This is a genomic window from Actinomycetospora flava, assembly GCF_037400335.1.
Lineage (GTDB): Bacteria > Actinomycetota > Actinomycetes > Mycobacteriales > Pseudonocardiaceae > Actinomycetospora > Actinomycetospora flava.
This window is the reverse complement of sequence record NZ_JBBEGM010000008.1, coordinates 110,710-134,633: the sequence shown is the minus strand read 5'-3', so window position 1 is coordinate 134,633 and position 23,924 is coordinate 110,710. Positions and strand designations below refer to the sequence as shown.

15 protein-coding genes are annotated in these 23,924 nt (G+C 75.3%); 8 read left to right on the top strand and 7 right to left on the bottom strand.

Annotation, left to right across the window (positions count from 1 at the left end):
• Position 1: 1 nt before the first annotated feature.
• Both WCD58_RS19470 and WCD58_RS19465 read right to left on the bottom strand, forming a co-directional pair.
• Positions 2–796, bottom strand: coding sequence for a hypothetical protein (locus WCD58_RS19470; RefSeq protein ID WP_337704720.1), 795 nt, complete (start codon positions 794–796; stop codon positions 2–4).
• Positions 793–1,680: a DMT family transporter gene (locus WCD58_RS19465; protein ID WP_337704719.1), complete on the bottom strand. Its 888-nt coding sequence runs from the start codon at positions 1,678–1,680 to the stop codon at positions 793–795. Before WCD58_RS19465 ends, WCD58_RS19470 begins: the two co-directional genes overlap by 4 nt.
• Before the next feature lie 176 nt (positions 1,681–1,856).
• On the opposite strand from WCD58_RS19465, the gene WCD58_RS19460 reads away from it, so the two are divergent.
• The 5 genes from WCD58_RS19460 (at position 1,857) to WCD58_RS19440 (ending at position 9,314) form a co-directional block, all read left to right on the top strand.
• Positions 1,857–2,510, top strand: coding sequence for a hypothetical protein (locus tag WCD58_RS19460; protein ID WP_337704718.1), 654 nt, complete (start codon positions 1,857–1,859; stop codon positions 2,508–2,510).
• An 88-nt stretch (positions 2,511–2,598) separates the two neighbouring features.
• Positions 2,599–3,489 (top strand): class I SAM-dependent methyltransferase, encoded by an 891-nt coding sequence (locus WCD58_RS19455; protein ID WP_337704717.1) that lies wholly within the window; start codon positions 2,599–2,601, stop codon positions 3,487–3,489.
• 110 nt (positions 3,490–3,599) lie between these two features.
• On the top strand, positions 3,600–5,486 hold the full coding sequence (locus WCD58_RS19450; RefSeq protein ID WP_337704716.1) for a glycosyltransferase: 1,887 nt from the start codon (positions 3,600–3,602) through the stop codon (positions 5,484–5,486).
• A gap of 46 nt (positions 5,487–5,532) precedes the next feature.
• Positions 5,533–7,005, top strand: coding sequence for a glycosyltransferase family protein (locus WCD58_RS19445; protein ID WP_337704715.1), 1,473 nt, complete (start codon positions 5,533–5,535; stop codon positions 7,003–7,005).
• A 203-nt stretch (positions 7,006–7,208) separates the two neighbouring features.
• Complete coding sequence (locus tag WCD58_RS19440) at positions 7,209–9,314, top strand: acyltransferase family protein (RefSeq protein WP_337704714.1); 2,106 nt, start codon at positions 7,209–7,211, stop codon at positions 9,312–9,314.
• Between the two features lie 23 nt (positions 9,315–9,337).
• On the opposite strand, the gene WCD58_RS19435 is transcribed toward WCD58_RS19440, so the two are convergent.
• The gene (locus WCD58_RS19435) at positions 9,338–10,075 is read right to left on the bottom strand and encodes a class I SAM-dependent methyltransferase (RefSeq protein ID WP_337704713.1); all 738 of its coding nucleotides are present in this window, start codon (positions 10,073–10,075) and stop codon (positions 9,338–9,340) included.
• Between the two features lie 26 nt (positions 10,076–10,101).
• Positions 10,102–11,247, bottom strand: a complete 1,146-nt coding sequence (locus WCD58_RS19430) for a glycosyltransferase family 4 protein (RefSeq protein ID WP_337704712.1) — start codon at positions 11,245–11,247, stop codon at positions 10,102–10,104.
• 165 nt (positions 11,248–11,412) lie between these two features.
• Between WCD58_RS19430 and WCD58_RS19425 the strand changes: the two genes are divergently transcribed.
• Together WCD58_RS19425 and WCD58_RS19420 are read left to right on the top strand one after the other, a co-directional pair.
• The gene (locus WCD58_RS19425) at positions 11,413–13,140 is read left to right on the top strand and encodes a hypothetical protein (RefSeq protein WP_337704711.1); all 1,728 of its coding nucleotides are present in this window, start codon (positions 11,413–11,415) and stop codon (positions 13,138–13,140) included.
• Positions 13,141–13,303: 163 nt separating this feature from the next.
• Complete coding sequence (locus WCD58_RS19420) at positions 13,304–16,402, top strand: arabinosyltransferase domain-containing protein (RefSeq protein WP_337704710.1); 3,099 nt, start codon at positions 13,304–13,306, stop codon at positions 16,400–16,402.
• Here WCD58_RS19420 and WCD58_RS19415 read toward each other — a convergent pair.
• The 3 genes from WCD58_RS19415 to WCD58_RS19405 all read right to left on the bottom strand — a co-directional run bounded on the left by WCD58_RS19415 (position 16,399) and on the right by WCD58_RS19405 (position 20,447).
• Positions 16,399–17,109: a class I SAM-dependent methyltransferase gene (locus WCD58_RS19415; protein WP_337704709.1), complete on the bottom strand. Its 711-nt coding sequence runs from the start codon at positions 17,107–17,109 to the stop codon at positions 16,399–16,401. The genes WCD58_RS19420 and WCD58_RS19415 overlap by 4 nt on opposite strands.
• On the bottom strand, positions 17,106–18,392 hold the full coding sequence (locus WCD58_RS19410) for a lipopolysaccharide biosynthesis protein (protein ID WP_337704708.1): 1,287 nt from the start codon (positions 18,390–18,392) through the stop codon (positions 17,106–17,108). The genes WCD58_RS19415 and WCD58_RS19410 overlap by 4 nt, the downstream gene beginning before the upstream one ends.
• 102 nt (positions 18,393–18,494) lie before the next feature.
• Positions 18,495–20,447, bottom strand: coding sequence for an aconitate hydratase (locus tag WCD58_RS19405; RefSeq protein ID WP_337704707.1), 1,953 nt, complete (start codon positions 20,445–20,447; stop codon positions 18,495–18,497).
• Positions 20,448–20,654: 207 nt separating this feature from the next.
• Here WCD58_RS19405 and WCD58_RS19400 point away from each other — a divergent pair, with 207 nt between their 5' ends.
• A complete protein-coding gene (locus tag WCD58_RS19400; RefSeq protein WP_337704706.1) occupies positions 20,655–23,924 on the top strand; it encodes an arabinosyltransferase domain-containing protein in 3,270 nt (1,089 codons plus the stop codon).

Sequence of the window (23,924 nt, the reverse complement as noted above, 5' to 3'; positions counted from 1 at the left end):
CTCAGCGAGCCCCCTCCTGCTCCCTCGTGTCGACTTCCGGCGTCGGGCCCTCCGGAGCGTCGGGGTTCGGCTCGTCCTGGTGCGGCTCGTCGGGGTTCGGCTTGCCGGCCACCGCCTCCACCAGGGCGTTCCAGCGCCGCCGCTCGCGCTCGGGGAAGCGCTTGCGGCTGCGCGCGGCCTTCTTCGATCCCTCGGGGTAGCGCCAGCGCGCCCAGGGAGAGGTCGGGCGGGCCAGGCGCACCGCACCGACCAGCGCGACGACGGGCACGAGCACCCCGAGCAGGCCGAGCAGCGGGCGGCCCTTGAACAGGGCGATGACGGCGAGCAGGCCGTTGACCACGATCGTCGTGACGAGGGCCTCGACCCCGTCGGCGGTGCTGGAGTCGAACGGGTTGGCGCCGACCACCAGGAGGGCCATCAGCGCGCCGACGACGAGGACGGCGTCGACGGAGATGCGCCCCTCGCGCTCCCAGTAGACGTCGGAGAGGTGCAGCCAGAGCGCGAACTCGTCGAGGGTCAGCGCGGCGCCCGCCCCGAACGCGGCGGCGAGGACGTAGAGCCACGGCGGATCGGGCTGGTAGGTGAACTCGCCGATGCCCGCGAGCAGCATGAGGAAGATGCCGTGCACCAGGTGGTGCAGGTGGACACCGCCCACCGCCTGGTTGCGGAACGGCCCCTTCCCGGCGCGGATCATCCGGACGATCACGCGCGTGGCGAGGAAGACGACGACGAAGGAGCCGAGCATCCAGGCCGCGCCGGCCCGGGCCTCGATGTCGAGCGACAGGTCAAGGGTCACGGGGTCGCCACCTCACGATCGGCGGGTTCCGGCGTCGCCGCGGCCGCGGCCGACGAGCGCGAGAGGGCCGCGGTGGCCACGACCATGAGCACCACCAGCAGGCCGATGAGGAACCACTCGGGCCCGTCGGCGCGGACCTGCTCGAAGAGCACGACGACGCCGAGCACCGCGGCGACGATCGGCTCCCCGACGGTCACCGCAGGCAGCGACGCCGCGAGCGGGCCGGCACCGAACGCCGCCTGCTGCAGCAGCGTGCCGCCGAGCACGGCGGCGACCAGCGCCCAGGTCTCCCAGGACGTCAGCAGCTCGACGGGGCCGTCGCCGAGGGCGTCCACGACGGACTTGGTCAGCGCCGCGACCAGGCCGTAGGCCAGCCCCGTGGCCACCGCGAGCAGCGCGGCGCGGCGCGGACCACGCTTGCGCCCGGCCAGCAGCACGCACCCGGCGAGCACGGCGAGCAGGACCACCAGCGCGGGCAGCCAGTGGTGCAGCGGCGCGCGGTCGCGGCCCGCCGTCGGCTCCCCGACGACGACGAACAGCGCCAGCGCCGCGACGAGTACGAGCGCCCACCGCACCTCGCTGCGCCCGATGCGCCGCCCGGTCAGGCGCGCCTCGAGCGGGAGCGCGAACAGCACGGTGGTGACGAGCAGCGGCTGGACCAGCAGCAACGACCCCACGCCGAGCGCCGCGGCCTGGACGACGAAGCCGCCGGTGTCGCCGACCGTGCCCGCCCACCAGCGCGGGGAGCGCACGAGACGCAGGATCAGCCGCCCGCCGCGGGCCTCGTCGTCGGGGACGTCCGCGGCGGCGCCGCGCTGGGCCACGGAGGCGATCGCGAAGAGCAGGGCGGCCAGGACCGCGAGCGCGCCCGCGAGGAGCGTCACCTCGCCTCCCGATCGACCCCTGTCACCCGCCTAGTGGAGCACCGGTCGGGCACGCAAAGCGACAGGATCTTCGCGTCGTCACCCTATTGGTCGATCATGGGACGGCGCGTCTGTCGCGCGGGTGACACGACGTGGATCAGCGAGCGGGCCGTGCCGTGTTTGCGAGGATGTGCCCGATGCGCCCGACCACCGCTGTCCTGGCCACCGCCCTTCCGGCCCTGGCCCTCGCGGTCCTCGGCAGCTCCCACCCCGCGGTGCTCACCCCGGAGTCGGCGCCGTGGTGGCGCGACCTCCACGTCATCGGGCTCGTGCTCTTCCCGCTGCTCGCGCTCGGACCGTGGGCGGTCGTGCGCGCCGCGCGGCCCGCCGGCCCGGTCGGCTGGGTGCTCGAAGGTCTCGCCGTCGTGCTCGGCCTCGTCTACGCGGCCTTCTACGGTGCGCTCGACGCCCTCGCCGGCATCGGCGGCGGCCACGAGACGATGCGCGTCGGCCCGGGCCCCTGGGTGGCGGCGCTGTTCGAGATCGCCGACGCGCTCGGCATCCAGGGCGCGTACGCCTACCTCGCGGCCACCGTGCTCGCCGCGATGCTCGCGCTCGTCGCCGCGCCCGGGGCGTGGCGCGTGCTCGCCGGGGCCGGCGCGCTGTTCGCCGTCGTCGGCGCCTGGTCGTTCCTGACCAGCCACATCTACTGGCCCTACGGCGTCGCGACGATGGTCATGCTCGCGATCGGGCACACGGCCATGGCGCTCGCGGCGACCCGGCGCACCCGCCCGACCGCTCGCCGTGCGCCGCACGGCGAGCCGGACCGGACTCCCGCTACGCAGCAGTAGCTGGATCGGGTGACCCCTCGTCGGCCCCGGCCGACCGGTCCCCGACCTCACCTCGACGCGGTCCCTCCGTGTCCGATTCCATGGCGGGGTGCTCCCCCGCCTCGCCCGCCTGCGCCACGCCCTCAACGTCCGACTGGTCGGTGCCGTCGAGCGCGGCGTCACGACCGTCGTCGAGCACCGTGTGCTGCCGCGGCTGGAGGCACTCGAGGCCCGGGTGGCCCAGCAGCGCGCCGAGCTCGACGCCGCCCGCGGCGAGATCGGGGCGCTGCGCCACGACCTGGTGCAGCGCGAGATCCGCGACCGCCGCGACATGATCGCCGCCGGCGAGCGCGAGGCCGTCGACAGCAGCGCCCGCTTCGTCCGCGAGGCCATGCCCGGCGCCCGCACCCTGCCGAACCCGCTCGCGACGCTCGCGCACGCCCTCGAGCTCGCGCCCCGGCGCGGCGGGCTGGCGCTGGAGTTCGGCGTCTACTCCGGGACCACCCTGCGGGCGATCGCCGCGGCGCGCGGCGACGGCCGCGTCTACGGCTTCGACTCGTTCCAGGGCCTGCCCGAGGACTGGCGCGCCGGGTTCGGGGCCGGCACGTTCGCCGTCGCCGAGCCGCCGGAGGTCCCCGGCGCCGAGCTCGTCGTCGGCTGGTTCACCGACACGCTGCCCGGGTTCCTCGCCGAGCACCCGGACCCGGTCGACCTCCTGCACCTCGACGCCGACCTCTACTCGTCGACGGCCACCGTGCTCGAGCAGGTCGGCCCGCGCCTGCGTCCGGGCTCGGTCGTGGTCTTCGACGAGTACCTCAACCACGCGGGGTGGGAGGACGGCGAGCACCGGGCGTGGACGGAGTACGTCGCCGCCACCGGACTCGACTTCCGGTACGAGGCGTTCACCCACGACAACGAGCAGGTCGTCGTGGTCATCACCTCGACGCCGTCGCCGGTGACGCCCACCCAGCGGTCGGCGTCGCCGGGCGTCCACAGCTGACCCCGGCGCGTCGCCCCGGCGCACCCGGAGCAGCGCGGGAGGCGTCTCCTACGCTGAGACGTGGCCGACGGGTGACCGCCCGACCACGCACCGCCGGGGAGCACGCACCGATGACCGACGTCGAGACCGCCCGCACCGCCGAGGGCACGACGCGCTCCGGACGCGCCGTGGTCGCGCGCGGGCTGTACGCCGGGCCGACCGCCGACACCCCGGACGACATGTACGTGGAGATCGTGCGCGGTCGCGCCGAGCGTCGCCGGGACCGGATGCGCGTCGGCGAGTTCAGCCACGTCAGCACCAACACCTACTTCGGGCGCTTCCCCGCGAGCTACTGGCAGCGCTGGGCCACCGCCACGGAGGTGCGGTTCGAGGGCCGGTTCCGCGGTCGTGGCCGGGTCATGCTGCGCGCCTCCGACACGAACGGCGTCCCGCGCACCCTGGCCGTGCACGACACCGAGGCCGAGGACCTCGCCCTGTCGGCGACCCTCGACCGGTTCCTCGACGGCGGCGGGCTCTGGATCGAGATCACGACCGACGACGCCGAGGTCGAGCTCTCCGACGCCCGCTGGACGGTCGCGGCCCCGGCGACGCACCGGCACGCCTCGATGGTGATCTGCACGCACAACCGCCCCGTCGACTGCCTGACCACCCTGCGCACGGTCGTCGAGGACCAGGACGCCCTCGCGGTCCTCGACCGCGTCCTCGTCGTCGACCAGGGCTCCGACCGGGTCGAGGACCAGCCCGGGTACGCGGCCGTCGCCGAGGAGCTGGGCGACCGGCTCCGCTACATCACCCAGAGCAACCTCGGCGGCGCCGGCGGCTTCACCCGCGGTCTCTACGAGCTCGTCGAGCGGGGCACGGACCCGGACACCGACGTGCTGCTCATGGACGACGACGTGCGGTGCGAGCCCGAGGTCGTCGTGCGGCTCACCGCGTTCGCCCGGCACACGGCGGTACCGACCATCGTCGGGGCGCAGATGCTCAACCTGCTGCACCCGACCCAGGTCATCGCCGGGGCGGAGTGCGCGGACTTCATCGAGCTCGCGTGCGGGCGCCGGCCCGAGGGGGCCGTGGGCGAGTCGGACGTCACCGGCTACTTCCCGGACGGCACCAAGAACGTCCAGGACCGCCGCGTCGACGCCGACTACAACGGCTGGTGGGCCTGCCTCATCCCCGCCGAGGTCACTCGCGCGATCGGCTACCCGCTGCCCTTCTTCTTCCAGTGGGACGACGTCGAGTACGGCTACCGTGCCCGCGCCCACGGCTACCCGACCGTCACGCTGCCGGGCGCCGGCCTCTGGCACGCCGACTTCCAGTGGAAGGACTGGGACGACTGGCGCCGGTACTTCAACCACCGCAACGCCATGATCACGGCGGCCCTGCACTCGGACTTCCCCGTGCGCGCGATCGGCCGCACCCTGTACGACCACCTCGTCCGGTACGTCCTCGCCATGAACTACGGCCTCGCCGCCACCCTGATCAAGGCCGTGGACGACTTCCTCGCCGGCCCCGACGTCCTCGCCGACGGCGGGGTCAGCGCCGCGTTCAGCATCCAGGAGGAGCGCCGGCGCTACACCGAGACCACGCTCCACGGCGTGCACGACGTGCCCGGCCTCGCGAGCGTCGAGATGCCGATCGCCCGCGCCGGCTTCGAGCCGTCCCGCCCGGGGCTGGTGAAGCTCAAGCGCGCCGTGCAGCAGGCGACCGGGCGCGTGCCCCGGCACGGCGGCCTCATCGGCGCCGGCGAGGCCCACTGGTGGCACGTCTCCCTCTTCGACCGCGTGGCCGTGGTGGACGCCGGGGAGAACGGCGTACGGCTCCGCCGCCGCGACGCCGAGCACCTCCGGGACCTGACCCGCGAGAGCGCCCGGGTGCTGTGGCGGTTCGCTCGCGAGGGCTCCGCCGCCGCCGAGCGGTGGCGCGCGGCACGGCCCGCCCTGACCACGGCGGAGAGCTGGGGCCGGTTCTTCGGGCTCGACGACGCCGACAGCCGCTGACGTCACCCCGCGCAGTGATCCGGTCACGGTGCGGCATCCTTCGGGTGTGACCGTGCTGGGGGAACCGCGGACGGCGGACGAACGGCGCACTCCGGACCGACGGGGCGCGGTGGACGGCGGCGCCTGGCGGGCGCGGGCCCGCCGGTGGTGGCCGGCCGCGTGGGGCGCGGTGCTCGGGGCCGTGCTGTTCGCCGTCGCGCACCGCGCGATGCCCGACGACGCGCTGATCTCGCTCTCGTTCGCCCGCAACCTCGCCGAGCACGGGCAGTGGGCGCTGACGACCGGCATCGAGGTCCACACCGCGACGTCGCCGCTCAACATCTGGCTGCTCGCCGCGCTCCACCTCCTCACCGGCGGGCACGCCTTCCTCGCGGCCGGGGCCCTGCTGGCGATCACCCTCGCCGCGACCGCCCTGTGGCTGCGGGACCTCGGCGGTGACCGGGTCGCGCTGCTCGGCACCGCGCTGCTGGCGAGCTCCCCGTTGCTCGGGTCCGCGGTCGGGCTGGAGACCTACCTGGCTGTCGCCGTGCTCGTCGGCCTGGTCCGCTACGCCGCCGACGGCCGCTGGCTCCCGGCCGGGGTGCTCCTCGGCGCCGCGGTCCTGACCCGACCGGACCTGCTGGCGGCGGCGCTGGTCGCCCTCCTGGTGCTGCTCCCCGGGGCACCGCGGCTGTGGCGGGCGCTGCCGGTGGGGCTCGCCGTCGCCCTTCCCTGGCACCTGTTCGCGTGGTGGCGCTTCGGCTCGGCCTGGCCCCACACCGTCCCGATCAAGGGCAACGGCCGCGGGTGGTTCGACGGCTCCTTCTATCTCTGGAACTCGTGGCCGGACTTCTTCCTCGTCTCGTTCACCGGGGTCACGGTGGTGGCGCTGGCGACGGCCGCCGGCGGGCTCGCCGGCGCGGCGTGGTCGCTGTGGACCCGCCGGTGGGTGCCGGTGGCGCTGGCCGCGGGCGCCGTCGTGCACTTCGCCGCGCTCGGTCTGAGCCATGCGCCGCCGATGATGTACTACGCGGGCCCCCCGATCGGCGCGCTGGCGGTGGCGCTGGTGCTGGCCGCCGACACCGTGCGCTGGGGGTGGATCGTGCCCGCGGGGCTGGTCGCGGCCGGGGTGGCGGTGTCGGTGCTCCACGGCCCCGGCTGGGCCGACGGGCTCGCCCCGGTGCGGCAGAACTGGGCCACGAACCCCGAGTACGAGGCGATCGCCCGCGACCTGCCCACCGACGGCGTCGTCTACTCGAGCACCGAGATCGGGGCGCTGGCGTTCTACTGCCAGGACCGGGGGTGCACGGTGGTCGACGGGGTCCTGGCTGATCCTGGCCGGGTCGATCAGCGGTGGGTGGCGCCCTGGCGGGCCGAGCGGCCGTGGACCGCGCTGAACTACCGCCACTACCGGCCGCCGGCACCGATCCCGGCGCGGTGGCGCCTCGAGATGGGCCCGGCCGAGCCCCGCCCCGGGGACTGGCCGATCACCCGGGCCCCCGGCGTGCACCAGGTGGCCCGGCTCGTCCCGGAGGGTTGACCCCCGGACGGGGTGGTGTGGGCCTCTTCCCGGCGTAGATCGACCATCGCCCGGGTAGGAGATCGACACGACCGTTGGTGCTGGTCCGCGCGCCGTGGACGGCGATGTCCGCCCCGTCCGTCGACGCAGACCGTGTCCGCGTCGTTGCTCCGAGTGGACCCCGGTGTGCGGTGCATCGAACGGGAAGGGCACAGTCGAACGCGATGACTTCCACGGCTCACGGGTCGGCGCGGGCAGGGGGCGACGTCCCGACGGACCGCCTCGTGGCCGGCCGACGGCCCGTCGCCGCGGAGTCGGGGACCACCCGCCAGCCCAGTGACGGCTCGCGGTTCCGCCCCGAGATCGAGGGCCTGCGGGCCGTGGCGTCGCTCCTCGTGGTCGTCTACCACGTCTGGATCGGCCGGGTCTCCGGCGGCGTCGACGTGTTCTTCGCGCTCACGGGGTTCCTCGCGGCGGGCCAGCTCGTCCGCGCCGCCGAGCGGGGCGGCATCGATCTCTTCCGGCAGTGGGGCCGGACCCTGCGCCGCCTGGTCCCGCCGGCCGCGGTGGTGCTGATCGGCACGATCGTCGCGAGCCTGCTCCTCCTGCCCGAGTCGCGGTGGCCGCAGACGGTCCGCGAGGTCGTGACGTCGGCGTTCTTCGTCGAGAACTGGCAGCTGGCCGCCGACTCGGTCGACTATTACGCGGCCCACAACACCGCGAGCGTGGTCCAGCACTTCTGGTCGCTGTCGATCCAGGGCCAGTTCGCCATCGTCTTCCCCGTGGTCGTCATCGTCGCGACCCTGGCCGCCCGCCGGGCCGGGATCGCGGGGCGCCCCGCCGTCGTCGCGCTCCTCGTGTCGGCCACCGCGATCTCGCTGGTGTGGTCGGTCGTCAGCACGGCGACGGACCAGACCTACGCCTACTTCGACTCGCTCACCCGCGTCTGGGAGTTCACGCTCGGCGGGCTCCTCGCCCTCGGGATCCACCGCCTGCGCCTCCCGTCCTGGGCCGGGCTCGTCCTCGGCTGGGGCGGGCTCGCGGGGCTGGCGGCCTGCGGGATGATGCTGGACGTCGAGGCCGGCTTCCCCGGCTACCTCGCCCTGTGGCCGGTCCTGTGCGCCGCGGCGGTCATCGTCGCGGGCGACACGACGCACCACCTCGGCAGCGCGCGGTTCCTCTCGTCGCGACCGATGCAGTACCTGGGCAGCATCAGCTTCCCGCTCTACCTCTGGCACTGGCCGGTCCTCACCCTCGCCCTGGTCACCTTCCACACCGAGGAGCCCGGCCTCCGCCTCGGTCTGGCGATCATCGGCACGTCGCTGCTCCTGGCCGCCGCCACCCGCCACTTCGTCGAGGACCCGCTGCTGCGCCGCGCGCGCCGCCGGTCCGGCCCGCTGCGCGACCACCGCGTGGCCGTGCTCGCGCTCGTCCCCGTGCTGGTGCTCGCCCTCGCCTGGCACGCGGTGACCACGGCGCGCGCAGCACCGTCCGGTGTCGCCGGGGACGCGAACCACCCGGGCGCGATGGCCCTGCAGCCGGGATTCGTCGACCGCGGCTCGCCGGACGCCGAGCCGATCCCCCCGGCGGTCTCCGCCAACGAGGACTGGGTGAAGTACGAGGAGCCCGAGAACGGCTGCCACGACCTCCCCGAGCACGCGGCGCTCCAGCTCTGCACCTACGTGCCGGCACCGGACCCGGCCGCGCCGACCGTCGTCGTCGTCGGCGACTCCCACATGGCGCAGTTCCTCCCGGCCGTCGGTCCGATCGCCCAGGAGCGCGGCTGGCGGGTGCAGACGCTCATCCGGCCCGGCTGCCCGCTCTCGACCACGTCCGAGTCCAACATCGGCGAGGTCGACTGCATCACCTGGAACCAGCAGACCCTGGACGCGCTGAGCCGGCTGAGCCCCGCGCTCGTCGTCGCGCAGGCCACCCACAACGTCCGGGCGGGGCGCACCGAGGCCACCCCGCCCGGGATGGTCGAGGCCTGGAACCGTCTCGCCGACGCCGGCGTGCCCGTGCTGGGCGTCCGCGACAACCCCCGGTTCGACCACGCGCCCCCGAGCTGCGTGGACACCTACGGGCGGTCGGCGCCGGAGTGCGACGTCCCGCGCTCGGACCTCTACCCGAGGGTCTCCTCGCTGCCGGCCGGGACGCCCTCGACGGTGTCGTTCCTCGACCTCAGCGACTCGATCTGCCTGTCGACGACCTGCCCGCCCGAGATCGGCCGGGTCATGGTGTACCTCGACGACAACCACCTGACCGGGACGTTCACGGCCTCGCTGGCGCCGGTCGTCGGCAACCGGATCGCGGCGCTGATCGGCCGCTGACCCGGCGCCGGGCCGCGCGGCTACTACTGGGCCGCGGCCCGCGTGACGTACAGCCGGGAGTCCCAGCGGTCGCCGGCGCTGGTGTCCGGGTCGGCGGCGAGGACCTCGCCGCCGGCGGAGCGCACGAGCGCCCGCACGTCGGCCTCGGTGGTCCCGTGCATCTCCATCCCGCGGCGCAGGCGCCGCAGGACCGGGCGCGGCAGGACCCGCAGGGCGACGCCCGCGGCGTTCCATCGGGGCGCCGTGGGCAACTGGAACACGACCAGCCCGCCCGGCTTGGCGATCCGGTAGAACGCGCGGACGTAGCGGTGGGCCAGCTCGCTCGGCATGTGCTGGAGCACCCGGCAGGTGTAGACGAGGTCGGCCGAGCCGGGCTCGACGACGGCGAGGTCGGGCCCGGTCGCGAGCCGGAAGTCGCAGGCGGGCGCCTCGACGATCTCGCGGGCCTTCTCCAGCATGGTCGGCGAGATGTCGAGGCCGATCACCTCGCCGAACCCGGCCGTCGCCAGGCCGTGCGAGAGCCGCCCGGCGCCGCAGCCGAAGTCCACCGCGCGCCCGCGGGCCGGGTCGGCGCCGAGCTCGCCGAGGCGGGCGAGCAGCGTCGCGATCTCCGTGGCACCGGTGGCGAGGAAGTCGGCGGGCGCCCAGCCCCCGCCCTCCTTGTCCTTGTCGGTGAGGACCGCCCAGAGCGGGTCCTCGCGGCCCAGCCGGGTCCAGGTCCGCGAGACCTCGTCGATCCCGGCGTCGGGTTCGGTGCTCAACGGATCCTCCGGAGGGTCGGCGGGGCTCAGCGCCCGGTGGCCTTCGTGAAAACGGCGTCGTAGGCGTCGAGCACGGCGTCGACGCTGTAGAGCGAGGACGCGGCGGCCGCGCCGGCCGCCGGGTCCTCGGGCTCGTCGCGCAGGCGCGCGAGAGCGGCGGTGAGCCCGGGGACGTCGCGGGGCGTCACGACGGCGCCGAACCCGGTGTTCTCGACGACCGTGCGCACCCCCGGCAGGTCGCTGACCAGCGCGGGCACCCCGGCCATCATCGCGACCACCTGCACGATGCCGAACGCCTCGAAGGCGTTCACCGAGGGCAGCGCGAAGACGTCGAGCGAGGCGTAGAAGTCGTCGAGGTCGTCCTCGGGGATGAAGCCGAGCATCTCGACCCGCGGGTCGTCGCCGATGTGCCGGCGGACCCGCTGGACGACGCTGCCGCCCGCGACGTCGACGTAGTCGCCGCCGATGAGCAGGCGCGCGTCCGGGTCGTCCAGGGCGAGGAACGCGTCGACGAGGTGCTCGACGCCCTTCTCCTCGACGATCCGCCCGAGGAACCCGACGTGCAGGCCGTCGGTCCGGCGATAGGTCGGCCGGCCCGCGCCGCGGGGCGGGCACGGCGGCGGGATCGCCACCATGCCGCCGCGGATCGACGGCCACATGCGGCTGTGCCGGGCGTAGTCCTCGCTGGACACGACCGCCGCCGCCGACCGGCGCAGCGCGACCCGGCTGGAGAAGTCGATCGCCCGGTGCTGGGCGGCGTTGACGAGCCGCAGCGCGAGGGGGCCGTCGCCCGTGGGCAGCGAGACGTCGCAGTGGTAGGTCGACACCACGGGCGCGGGCGAGAGCCGCGCCAGGAGGCCGCCCTCCACGAGCGGCAGGTGCAGGTTCACCACGGTCGACCGCGCCATCTCGCGCAGGGCGAGGCGGGTCAGGTTGAGCCCGATCGTCCCCTTGCCCACCTTCGCGAGCACCGGGGCACGCACGACCTGCACCCCGTTGACCGTCTCGTAGGTCGGCAGGTCGGGATCGTGCTTGGACGCCACCACGCAGACCCGCTTGCCGCGGGCGGCGAAGCCCTCCGCGAGGTCGCGCGCCACGTTGGTCAGGCCCGAGACGTAGGGGCTGTAGTAGGTCAGGACGATGCAGAGGTCGTGATGCCGTCTGTCGTCCATCGCCCCCTCCGTCCCGTCCCTCGGCATCGACGTCACTGTAGAGGGGACGACGCGGACCACCGATCACGGGCCGTCGCCGTGTCGCGTGACCGGCGGACCGGACACGGCCCGGGAATCGGGCGCGTTCCGTCGTTCCGAAGGGTGCCGATGCGGCACGCTTCGTCCATGACCCTGGCGGAACCCGTCGCCCGGCCCACGGCCGACGACGGTCCCCGCCGGGCGCGCGTCCGCCTCCCGGGGTGGCCGTTCGCCGCCGCGCTCTACGCGGTGGCGTCCGTGGCGCTCCACCACCGGGTGCTGGCGGACCTCGACCACCGCGCGACCGGGTGGGTGTCCGCCGACAGCAGCCTGTTCACGTGGTGGCTGCGCTGGACGCCCTTCGCCGTGGGCCACGGCCAGGACCCGCTGCTCACCACGTGGATCGGCGCCCCGGCGGGCGTCAACGCCCTGTGGAACACCAGCGTCCCGGTGCTCGGCGCGCTGCTGGCCCCGATCACGCTCACGGCGGGGCCGACGGCGGCGTTCAACGTCGGGATGATGCTGGGCCCGGTCGCGTCCGCCCTGGCCTGCTACCTCGCCCTGGGCGCGTGGGTGCGCAGCCGGCCGGCCCGCACGCTCGGCGGCGCCCTGTACGGGTTCGGGCCGTTCGTGGTGGCCCACGGCGCCGTCGGCCACCTGAACCTCGTCTGGGCCGTGCTGCCGCCCGTCCTGCTCTGGGCGGTGCGGGCGATCCTCGTCGAGCAGCGCCACCCCTGGCGCGACGGGGCCCTGCTCGGCCTGGCGATCGCGCTGCAGATGGGGCTCTACACGCAGACCGTCGCCCTCGGCGCCGTGGTCGTCCTGGTCGTCGCGGTCGTGCTGGCGGTGCGGTGGCCCGGTCAGGTCCTGCCGCGGCTGCCGGCGCTGGGCCGGTCGCTGCTGGCCACCCTCGCGATGGTTGGCGCGATCTGCGCCTACCCCCTCTGGCTCCTGCTCGCCGGGCCGTCGCGCCCCCAGGGACAGATCCGGGCCCCCGAGACGGCGAGCACCGACCTGGCGGCCCTCGTCGCCCCGCCCCCGTCGCTCGCGCTCCCCCTCGGGTGGGAGGACCTCGGCGCCCGGCTCGCGGCCGTGCTGCCGTCCGAGGCGTCGGCGTACCTCGGGATCCCGCTCCTCGTGGTGTGCGTCGCGACGGTCCTGCTCGTCCGGTCGCCCCCGGTCCGCGTCGTCGCCGTCGGCGGCCTCGTCGCCCTCGTCGTCTCCCTGGGACCGCGTCTGCGCCTCGCGGGGACCGACACCGGGGTCCCCCTGCCCGGCACGTGGCTCCACGCCGTGCCGCTGGTCGGGCAGGCCGAACCGGTCCGCTACGGGGTGTTCGTGGCCCTCGCGGTGGCCGTGCTGGTGGCGGTGGCGGTCGACCGCGCCCTGCGCGCACCGCCTCGCGTGCGCATCCCCCTCGTCATGGGCCTCCTGGCCGCCGCGGCCACCTGGATCCCGGCGGACGCACTGGAGGCCACGGACGCGAGCTCGCCGGCGTTCTTCGCCGCCGGCGCGCCCGGGCTGTCGACCGCCGACGTCGTCGCCACGGTGCCGCGGGCCACGGTCGCGTGGGTCGGCGGCGCGCGCCCGATGCTGTGGCAGGCGGACGCCGGCATGGCGTATCGGCAGGTCGGCGGCTATTTCATCGGCTCGGCGCCGGGACGGCCCGTCCTGCTCGAGGCCGAGGCCTCGGCGTTCGACACCCTCGGAGGCGATCCCGCCGCCGCCCGTCGCGACCTCGACCGGCTCGGCGTCACCGTCGTGCTCGTGGTGCCCCAGCCCGACGTCGACGTCCCCGCCGCCGTGCGGTGGACGCGACAGGTCACGGGCGTGCCCGGCGAGGTCCGCGACGGCGTGTGGGTCTTCCGCCGCTGACCCACCGGAGCAATCGCTCACGCACCGTGGTTGCTAGCGTGCCTCCCATCCCCTCCCCCACCCCGGAGCACCGGTGACCGCGACCTCGCAGCCCGCGGGCGGCGTGATCAGACGTGGCACGGCCTGGAGACCGTCGTGGCCCACGGTGGCCACCGTCGCCGGCGTGATCGCGCTCCTGTGCGCGGTCCTGCTGCCGTTGCTGCCGGTCAGCGTGTCGCAGCCCGAGGTGAGCTGGCCGCTCGATCCCGCCGACCCGCGGCCGACGGCGCTGCAGCTGACCACCCAGCGCCCGCTCGCCCTCGACGTCCGCGCCGACTGCCGCGCGGCGCGCGGGGCGGGCGGCGACGGCAGCGGCCCGGCGCTCGGCGCCCGGGGGGACGGGTTGCTGCTCGCCACCCTGCCGCCGCTGTCCTCGGCGGCCGGGGTCGGCCTGCAGGCCACCGTGCGCGGCGACCGCCTGACGGTGGTCTCCCGGGGCGTTCCCCTCGCCGACGTCGCGCTGCCTGCCGGACCCTGCACGATCGGGATCGCCGGCGACCTCACCGGCACCGCGGTGACCCTGGACGGCCGGGTCGTGGGCCGGGCCGGGCCGGAGTCGCTGCCCGACGTCGACGCGCTGGTGTCCTCGGTGCCGCCGGCCGCGGGAGGCGCCGGCATCGGCGTGCGCGTCACGGTCGACGACCAGTTCTCCACCTCGCCGACACCGGTCAAGACCGCGGTCACGGTGCTCCTGCTGCTCGCCGTCGCCGTGGTCCTCGTCGCGCTGGGGGCGCGCGACCGCGCGGCACGGGCGGCCCGGTGGGACGTCGAGGACCGCGACCGGCGCTGGCCGCGCCTGCGCGTCGCCGACGTCGTGGTGCCCGCGCTGCTCGTGCTGTGGACGTTCATCGGGCCGATGACCGACGACGACGGCTACTACGCCGCCATGGCCGCGAACGTCCCGTACACCGGCTACGTCGCGAACTACTACCAGCTCTACAACCAGGGCTTCACCCCGTTCACGTGGATGTACTACGCGCTGTCCTGGTGGCAGGGCGTCTTCGGGTTCAGCCCGGTGGCCCAGCGGATCCCCGCCCTGCTGCTGGGGCTGCTCAGCTGGGGACTCCTGCGCGCGTACGTCGCCCGCGCCCTCCCGGCCGGGCCGGGACGCCTCCGGGCCGTCGCCCTGCACACCGTCCTGGCCATCGCCTTCACCGGGTGGTGGCTGGCCTACGACGTCGGCGTGCGCGCCGAGGCCGTGGTCGCCACGAGCGTCATCGCCAGCCTGCTGTGCCTGCGGGTGGCCCTGGAGCGCGACCGGTGGTTCCTCGTCGGGCTGGCGGTCGCGGTCGCGACCCTCGGCGCCACCGCCGCGCCGACCGGGTTCGTGGCGCTCGCCCCGCTGCTGGCGTCGCTCCCCGCGGTGTGGCGCCGGCTCGGTGGGTTCGGCCTGCCGCGCCGGGTCGCGACCGTCGTCGCCCTGGCCTCGCCGGGCGCGCTCGTGGGTGTCTGGGCCTTCGCCGACGGGTCACTGCGCGACTTCACCCGCGCCCAGCAGATCTTCCTCGGGATGCAGAGCCAGGAGACCTGGTACTCCGAGATCGTCCGGTGGACCTTCCTCTTCGAGGACGGCAGCGCCATGGGCACGTACGCCAAGCGCTACCCGGTCCTGCTCGGCGTCCTCGCGCTGGTCTGCCTGCTCGCGTTCGTCGCCGCCGCCCGCGGGCGGGACCTGCGCCTCCCGCCGCGGCTCACCGCGGCCGGCTGGACGCTGCTGCTGGCGTTCGCCCTGCTCTGGCTCACGCCGAGCAAGTGGACCCACCACTTCGGCACGCTCGCGACCGTCGGCCCGGCGGTCGTCGCGCTCGCCGCGGTCGGGATCCCGGTCCTGCTCCGGGAGCTCTGGCCGGCCGAGCCCGGGCGGCCGCGGCCCCGCCTCGCGGTGACGCTGGGCGCGGGGCTCGCGGTGGTCGTGCTCGCCGCCCTCGCCGGCCACGGGAAGAACGCCTGGCCGTACTCCTGGATGCTGAGCCTCCCGGACGCCTACGAGGTGCCCCGGGTCGCCTTCTTCTCGTTCGACCAGCCCGTGTGGTGGCTCGTCGGCGGGCTGGTCCTGTTCGGGCTGGCCGCCGTGGCCGTGCGCCGGTGGGCGCCGTCCTGGCGGCCCCAGGTCCCGGTGATCGCGGTGTCGCTCACCGCGGCCGCGGTGCTGCTGGTCTCGACCACCTACCTCGTCGGCGGCTTCGTGCTGGCCACCGGCCGCACGATCGACGGCTACTCCCCGTGGGCCGACTCCCTCCGCGACCCGCTCGCCCGCGACTGCGGGGCGGCCCCCTGGATCGAGGTCCTCGACCCGGCCACGGCGACCGCCCTGGCGCCCCGCCCGGACCTGCCCGCCCCGCCGCCCGGCGGCGCCGGCGGCTCGGCCGCGTTCGTGCCGGGCGGATGGTTCCCGTCCCACCCGCCGCCCCCCACCGGCTCCGAGGCGTGGGGCAGCTTCGTCCCGCCCCCCGGCGGGCCGGGGGCCGCGTACGGCTCCGACGGCACCGTGGGCGGCTTCTCCACCCCCTGGTACGCGATCCCGGCCGACCGCCCCGGCGCCGCGATGACCACGTCGGTGTCCGGCCGGACCGGGGACGGCAACACCTTCCGGGTCGAGTACGCCCGGGTGGTGGGCGGCGGTGTCGTGCCGGTCGGTGAGCAGGAGCTCGGCCTCACCGAGGAGGACGGCCCCGTCGACTCCACGACCTGGCGCTCGGTGCTGCTCGAGGGACCGGACGGGCCGCCCCCGGGCGCGACGATCATGCGGCTCACCGCTACCGACACCTCGGTGGACCGCGGCGGCTGGCTCGCGCTGACGGCCCCGAGCGTGCAGCGCTGGACCTCGCTGCCGGACTACAGCGACCCGGGCGAGGCCACCGCGGTCAGCTGGCAGTACGCGTTCCTGTTCCCGTGCCAGCGCAAGCCGGTCCAGGCCCTGGGCATCAACGAGCCCTCCACCCTCGCCCTCGTGTGGGGCCAGGAGCCGCTGGCGTTCCGCACCGCGGACATCTGGCAGACCGGGCGCGGCGGGCTGTTCGTCCAGAGCCTGCGGGACTCGGAGGTCACCTCGCTGGTCACCCGCCTGGAGGTCGCCCCCGACGCGACGGCGGGCCAGGTCTACCGGCTCGCGCCGCTCGTGCCCCTGATCCCGGCCTACGCGGTCGACCCGCGCCGCGTCGTCGTGGCCGGCTGGTCGCCGGCGCCGAACACCACGATGTCGGTGCCGGTGGAGCAGCCCTAGTCGCTCCGGTCCTCGGCCCGCCGGAGCAGGAAGACCGACGACTCGCCGGTCCCCGGCTTCAGGACGAGGCGTCCGGACAGGAACTGCGCGAACGCCGGCACGGCGTACCGGGCGGCGTCGACCAGCTTCGGCAGCCGGCCGTACGGCACGTCCCACAGGCCGTCGGTGCCCTCGCGCTCGACCCGGAAACCGTGGTCGACGAGGAACTCCCGCCACTGCGCGTGCGGTTTGAGGTTGATGTGGGTCTCGTCGGCGAAGCCCATCCAGGCGTCGCCCGCGAGACGGCGCCCGCGGCCGGCCGGGTCGGGCATGACGACCAGCGCCTGGCCCCCGGGTCGCAGGATGCGCCGCCAGGTCGCCAGCGTCTCGGTCGCCACCGCGTCGTCGAGGTGCTCGAGCACGTGGATCGCGGTCAGCGCGCCGAAGCCCGCGTCCGGGAGGTCGGCGGGGTCGGTCGCGATCGTCGCGCCCGGGGCGTTGCGCCGCGCCGTCCGTGCCGAGTACTCGGAGATCTCGAGGCCCGCGGCGGGCCCGAGGGCGAAGAGCCGCCGCACGAGGTGCCCGGTGCCGCACCCGAAGTCCAGGTAGGGGCCGCCGTCGGTGTACCGGCCGACCAGCTGGGTGTACCACCGCAGCGCGGGCCGGTCGTCGGCCTGCCCGTTGGCCAGGTAGTACTGCTCGTCGTACTCGGTGCCCTCGCTGGTCACGCGTCGTTCCCCTCGTTCGGACGGCGGCGCGAGACCGCCAGGATCAGGCCACTGACCAGGGCGCCGACCGCGCTGCCCACGGCGAAGGCGACCTCACCCGACAGCACGACACCGGGCACGAGCCAGAAGGTCACGCCGGCGGTGACGAGCCCGGCGGTCCAGCTCAGCGCGACGTCCCGGTGCCGGGCCCGGGCCACGTGGACCTGGGTGACGACGACCAGGCCGATGTGGGCGAGGACGCCGCACAGGATGATCGCGAGATCCAGGCCGCCGATCGTGTACTCGGCGCCGAAGACGAGCGAGACCAGCGGCGGGCCGATCAGCAGCGCGAGCGGCACCCCGATCGCGGCCACGGCCCCGAGCGCGGCGACGCCCTTGAGCAGCAGGACCAGCACCTCGCGCCGCCGGTCCGCCGCGATGAGCCGGGTGAGCGTCGGCACCACCGCCGACTGCAGGGGGACCACCATCGACAGCGGCGCCTTCGCCAGCGTGAACGCCGCGACGAACACGCCCGCGGCGGCCTCGTCGGCGTCGGAGGCCTGCGCCACGACCAGCACGGGCAGGCCGTTGAGCAGCAGCTGGGCGCACACCGAGCCGACCAGCAGCGGCATCGCGTCCCGGGTGAGGCCGCGGACCGACACCGTCGGCGCGTCCGCCGGGGCGGGCCGGCCCCACGCCACCGCGCGCCGCCAGGCGGCCGGCAGCTGGGGGAGGTGGGCGAGCGCGATCGCGACGACCAGGGCCCAGCAGAAGGCGGCGGCGTCCGCGCCGCCCACGAAGAACACGATCACGGCGAGGCCCAGCCGGAGCACGGCGTCGAGCACCATCACGGCCGCGTGCCGCACGAGGCGATCGGTGCCGATCAGCGTGCCGCGGACCAGGAACTGCCCGCCGGAGACCAGGCAGAGCGCGACGAGCGCCAGCATCGCCGAGAGGTTGCCGTCGAGGGACCGGGACACGATCGGCAGCGCGAGCGCGAGCACGGCGAGGGCGATGCCGGCGAGCACCGCCGACGCGCCGGTCGCCGCCCGCAGCAGGGCGCGCCGGTCTCCGGGGGACGGGAGGCGCCGCGCGAGCTCCTGCTCGAGCGGGAGGAACGCGCCGAACCCGAGGACGAGGGCGATCGCCCAGAACGAACCGAACGTGGCGTACTCGGCGGGCGGCAGGGCCCGCGCCACGACGGCCAGGTAGACGTTGACGATCAGGCCCGAGACCAGGACGCCGAGGCCGGCAGCGCCGACCAGCCTCCTGGCCCCGACCTGACCGGGAGCCCGGTCGCCCACGGCGAGCGACTCCTCACTCGGTGCTGCGATGGGGTCCAGGGTATCGGGGTGGCGGCCGGTCCTCGCGACGCCCCGCCGCACCCGCCCGGCGGCGGCAGGGTCTCAGGCGTTCCCCTCGGCCAGCTGCCGGATCAGCCCGCCGTCGAGGACCATCCGCACCTGCCGCTCGGAGAGCCGGTGGCGGAACGTGAACTCGGTGCCGTCGACCCGGCCGACCACCTCGTCGCCACCGGTCAGCTGGTCGTGCAGGTCCGCGAAGGACAGCGTCGAGCCCTGCCCCACCGCGTCGCGGTCGGACTCCCCGGTGAACTCGAGGGCGAGGATCCCGAAGTTCGCCAGGTTCTGCCAGTGGATGCGGGCGAACGACGCCGCGACGACGACGCGCAGGCCGAGGTAGCGCGGGCAGATCGCCGCGTGCTCGCGCGACGAGCCCTGGCCGTAGTTCTCGCCGCCGACGATCGCGTGGCCCGTCGAGTCCTTGATCTTCTCGGCGTTCTCCGGGTAGTCCGGGTCGATCCGCGTGAAGGCGAAGCGGGCGAGCGCCGGGATGTTCGAGCGGTAGGGCAGGGCGTCGGCGCCCGCGGGCGAGATGTCGTCGGTGGAGATGTCGTCGCCGACGGCGAGCAGGACGGGCACCTCGAACGCGTCGGGGAACGGGTCGAGCTCGGGCAGCCCGGAGATGTTCGGGCCCTTCACCAGCTCCTCGCGCTGCGCCTCCTCGGGCGGCGGCGGTTCCTCGATCATCCCCGGGATCACCGTCGGTGCGGGCAGGTCGAGGTCGCCCCACGTGAGGTCCAGCTCGTCGGCGAGCGCCCGCGGGTCGGTGATCTCGCCGCGCAGCGCGCTCGCCGCGGCGGTCTCGGGCGAGCACAGCCAGACCCGGTCGTCCTTGCCGGCCCCGGAGCGCCCCGGGAAGTTGCGGGGCATCGTGCGCAGCGAGTTGGTGCCGGGGGCGGGCGCCTGGCCCATACCGATGCAGCCGAGGCAGCCGGACTGGTGGATGCGGGCGCCGGCCGCGATGAGCGAGGTCGTCCCGCCCCACCGCGTGAGGTCGACGAGGATCGGCCGCGAGGTCGGGTTGACGTCGAAGCTGACGCCCGGATGGGTCTGGCGGCCGTCGACCATCCGCGCGGCGATCGCGAAGTCGCGCAGGCCCGGGTTCGCCGACGACCCGATGACCACCTGGCCGACCGGGGTGCCGGCGACCTCGCGGACCGGCACCACGTCGGCCGGCGAGCCCGGCTGCGCGATCAGCGGCTCGAGTTCGGAGAGCTCGATGTGCTCGGTGACGTCGTACTCCGTGCCGTCCTCGGCGAGGAGCTCGGTGTAGTCGTCCTCGCGGCCCTCGGCGGCGAGGAAGCGGCGGACCTCCTCGTCGGCGGGGAAGACCGTGGTCGTCGCCCCGAGCTCCGCGCCCATGTTGGCGACGACGTGGCGGTCCATCGCGGTCAGGCCCGCGAGGCCGGCACCGTGGTACTCGATGATGCGGTTGGTGCCGCCCTTGGTGCCGTGGCGGCGCAGCATCTCGAGCACGACGTCCTTGGCCGAGCACCACGGCGGCAGCTCGCCGGTGAGCTCGACGCCCCAGATCTCGGGCATCCGGATGCTCAGCGGCTGCCCCGCGATCGCCATCGCCACCTCGAGGCCGCCGACGCCGATCGCGAGCATGCCCAGCGACCCGCAGGCGGGCGTGTGCGAGTCCGAGCCGATCATCGTCCTGCCCGGCGCGCCGAAGCGCTGCATGTGCGTCGGGTGGGAGACGCCGTTGCCCGGCTGCGAGTACCAGAGCCCGAAGCGGCGCGCCGCCGAGCGCAGGTAGGCGTGGTCCTCGGCGTTCTTCTCGTCGGCCTGCAGGAGGTTGTGGTCGACGTACTGCACCGACACCTCGGTCTGCACCCGGTCGAGCCCGAGCGCTTCGAGCTCCTGCATGACCAGGGTGCCCGTGGCGTCCTGGGTGAGTGTCTGGTCGATCCGCAGGGCGATCTCCTCGCCCGGGGTCATCTCCCCGTCGACCAGGTGCGAGGCGATGAGCTGGTGCGCGACGCCGTGCGGCATGGAACCTCCCGTGCAGCGGTGGCGAGTGGATTACCCGAAACGACCGAGGAGGCTGCACCGCGGAGGGAACCGGGCACCGCCCGGAACGTCCTGCGGGCGGGACGACTAGCGTGATCTCCCCTCGCGGCGACAAGGAGAACGGACGGTTTGAGCACCGACGCCCGGCCCGAGGACCGAGCGGCTGCAGGAGAAGCGCCCCGTCGTCGCGTGCTGCCCCTGCGGTCCGCGGCCGCGCTGACCGCGGTCGTCGCCGGCCTGATCGCCCTCGTCGGTGCGCTGCTGCTGCCCTTCGCGCCCGTCGCCGTGAGCACCCCCGAGGTCTCCTGGCCGCCCGATCCCCGGGACCCGGCGCCGACCATGCTGATGCTGACGGCCTACGAGCCCGCCGCGTTCGAGGCGCGGTTCAGCTGCGCCACCGCCCGCGCCGCCGCCGGCACGCCGGACGGTCTCGTGCTCTCCACCATGGGCCCGGACTCGCCGGACGTCGCGGCGGAGGCGCTGACCGTCGTCGCGCGCGACGACGGGGTGACCGTCCGCAGCGGCGGGGCCGAGGTGTTCTCCGGGCCGCTGCCCCCGGGTGACTGCGGGTTCCTCGTCTCCGGCGACGGCGCGACCGTGAGCGCCGCGGTCGACGGCGCCGTGGTGGGCACCGCGGAGCCCCGCCCGGACCGGGTCGACCCGGACGAGCTCCCCGACTCCGAGCCCGAGCACGAGCCGATCAGCCCCATGCCCGAGGTGGACGCGCTGCGGACCTCGGCACCCGCCTCGCCGGACGCGACCCCCGACGACCTCTCGGTGCGGCTCCGGCTCGACGACGCCTTCGACCACACGCCGACGCCGCTCAAGTCCGCGCTCATCGTGGTGATCATCGCGGCGCTGGCGGTCGGCGCCGCCGCCATGGGCGTCCTCGGGGTGCTCGCCGCCCGTGCCGACACCCAGGGTCCGCCGGGACCGCCGGGCGCGCACCTGCTCGCCCGGGTCCGGCACCGGCTGGCGCGGCGGCCGGGCGCGGCGCCGTGGGGGCTGCGTCCCCGCGTGGTGGACCTCGTCGTCCCGGCGGTCCTCGTCGCCTGGCTGTTCCTCGCGCCGATCACCGACGACGACGGCTACTACAGCGCGATGGCGGCGAACGTGCCCTTCTCGGGCTACGTGCCGAACTACTTCCAGCTGTTCAACCAGGGCTACACCCCGTTCTCGTGGCCCTACTACGCCCTGTCCTGGTGGGAGGGCGTCGTCGGCTTCGGCCCCGTGATGCTCCGGATCCCCGCCCTGGTGCTGGGCATCGGGACCTGGTTCCTGGCGCGGGCGTACGTGGCGTCCACGCCTCTGCTCGGCACCCGCTCGCTGTCCGCCTGGTGGGCACCGGCCCTGGCGCGGCTCGCGCTCGCCGCGGCGTTCCTCGCGTGGTGGCTGGCCTACAACATGGGGGTCCGCCCGGAACCGGTCGTCGGATTCTTCACGGTGGCCACGCTCGTCGCGGTCGCCGAGGGGCTCGAACGCCGCCGCCTCGCGCTGCTCGGCCTCGCGGTCGGGCTCGCCATGGCCGGGCTGATGGCCGCACCCACCGGCTTCATCACCCTCGCGCCGCTGATCGTGGCGGCGCCGGCGATGTGGCGGCACATCGCGGAGCGCTCGTCGTCGGCGTGGGCGGCCGCCGGCCGCTGGGTCGTGGTGCTCGCCCCGGTCGCGGTGGGCAGCCTCCTGGGCTTCGCCGACGGCGCCTACCGGGACTTCGTCCGGTCCCAGGACATCTACGCGCCCATCCAGCGCGCCCAGACCTGGTACGAGGAGATCGTGCGCTACGGCGCGCTCCTCGACACCCTGACCCACTTCGGGTCCTACGCGCGCCGCGCCGTGATCCTCATCTGCTTCCTGGCGCTCGTGTGGTTCCTCGTCCTGTTCGTCGCCGCCCGCGCGCGGGAGGTCGTGATCCCGGCCCGCCTGCCCCTGGCCGCGTGGTCGACGATGCTCGCCTTCGCCCTGCTGCTGCCCACCCCCAGCAAGCCGACCCACCATTTCGGCGCCTTCGCCGGCCTCGGGGCGGTCCTGATCGCCCTGGTCGTGGTGGAGGCCCCCCGCCTGCTCGCGGCCCTCGACCGACATCGCCGCGTCCCCCAGGGCGCCATGGTCGCCGCCGCGGTCACCGCGGTGCTCGTCTTCGCCCTCGCCGGGCACGGCCGCGCGATGTGGCCGCACGGCTGGGGCATGGGGCGGCCGTCCGACGGCGACGTCCCATCGGTGCGTGGCGTCGACTTCGACCAGCCCCTCTGGTGGGCCCTCGGGCTCGCGGCGGTGACGGTCGCCGTCTGGCTGCTCGCCCGGTGGCGGGCCCCGCACCTGCAGCGCCTGGCGCTCGGCGCGGCCGTGCCGGTGATGGCCTGCGTCCTGCTCCTGACCTTCACGCTCTGGACGGTCGGTGACTTCGTCCGCGCGACCCGGCTCACCGCCGACGGGTGGTCCCCGCAGGTCGACGCCCTGCGCGACCCCGGGGGCGCCCGGTGCGGGCTGGCGGAGCAGATCGACGTCCTGGATCCCCGCGGCTCGCGGGCCCTCGCGCCGGTGACGCTGCCCGGTGCACCGCCCGAGCCGCCGATCCCCGCCGTGGACGACCCGGAGGCCCCCGCCCCCGAGCAGCGCGGCGAGCCGTTCGTCCCCGGCGCGTTCTTCCCCCGCAGCCCGCTGCCCGCGGACGTGCCGCCCGGCACGCCGGCGTGGGGCAGCTTCCTGGTGCCCGGGTCGGGGGCGAACGCCGACTCCCGCGAGGGCACCTTCACCACCGGCTGGTTCCGGCTCCCGGACCCGGCCCGGGGCGGCGTGGTCGTCGCCGTGTCCGGCCGCACCGGCGACGACGTGTCGCTGCGCGCGGAGTACGGGCGCACGGGTCCCGGGGGCTTCGTGCCGATGGGCAGCACCCCGGTCGCCACCGAGGACGAGTCCACGGCGTGGCGCCCGGTGGCGCTCACCGAGGAGCCCGATCCCACGGCCACGCGGCCCTCGCCGAACACGCCCCCGCCGCCGGGTGCCGACGCCGTGCGCCTGGTCGCCGACGACCGCAGCGCCTCGACGGGCGGTTGGCTCGCGTTCACCGCGCCGATGGAGCGGCCCTGGGTGCCGCTGCAGCAGTACCTGCCCGCGGGCGCGGCGGTCGGGCTGCCCTGGGAGATCGGTTTCCTCTTCCCCTGCCAGCGTCAGCCGCGCCAGCAGGCCGGGATCACGGAGCCGGCGGTGGCGGCGGTGGGGTACGGCGAGACCCTCGAGGCCGCGCTGGGCGGCTGGGCGTTCGACCCGTCCCGCGGCGGCCTGCTGGGCCACGCCGGGCGCGAGGCCCCAGACGGCGAGCCCACCCAGCTCACCACCCGCGTCCGCGGTGTCGGCGACGAGATCGACGACGTCCACGTGGTGGACCTGCGCCCGCCCTACCCGGCGGACGGCTACGACCTGACCCGGGAGCGGCAGACCGTGCCCGGGATGCCCTGA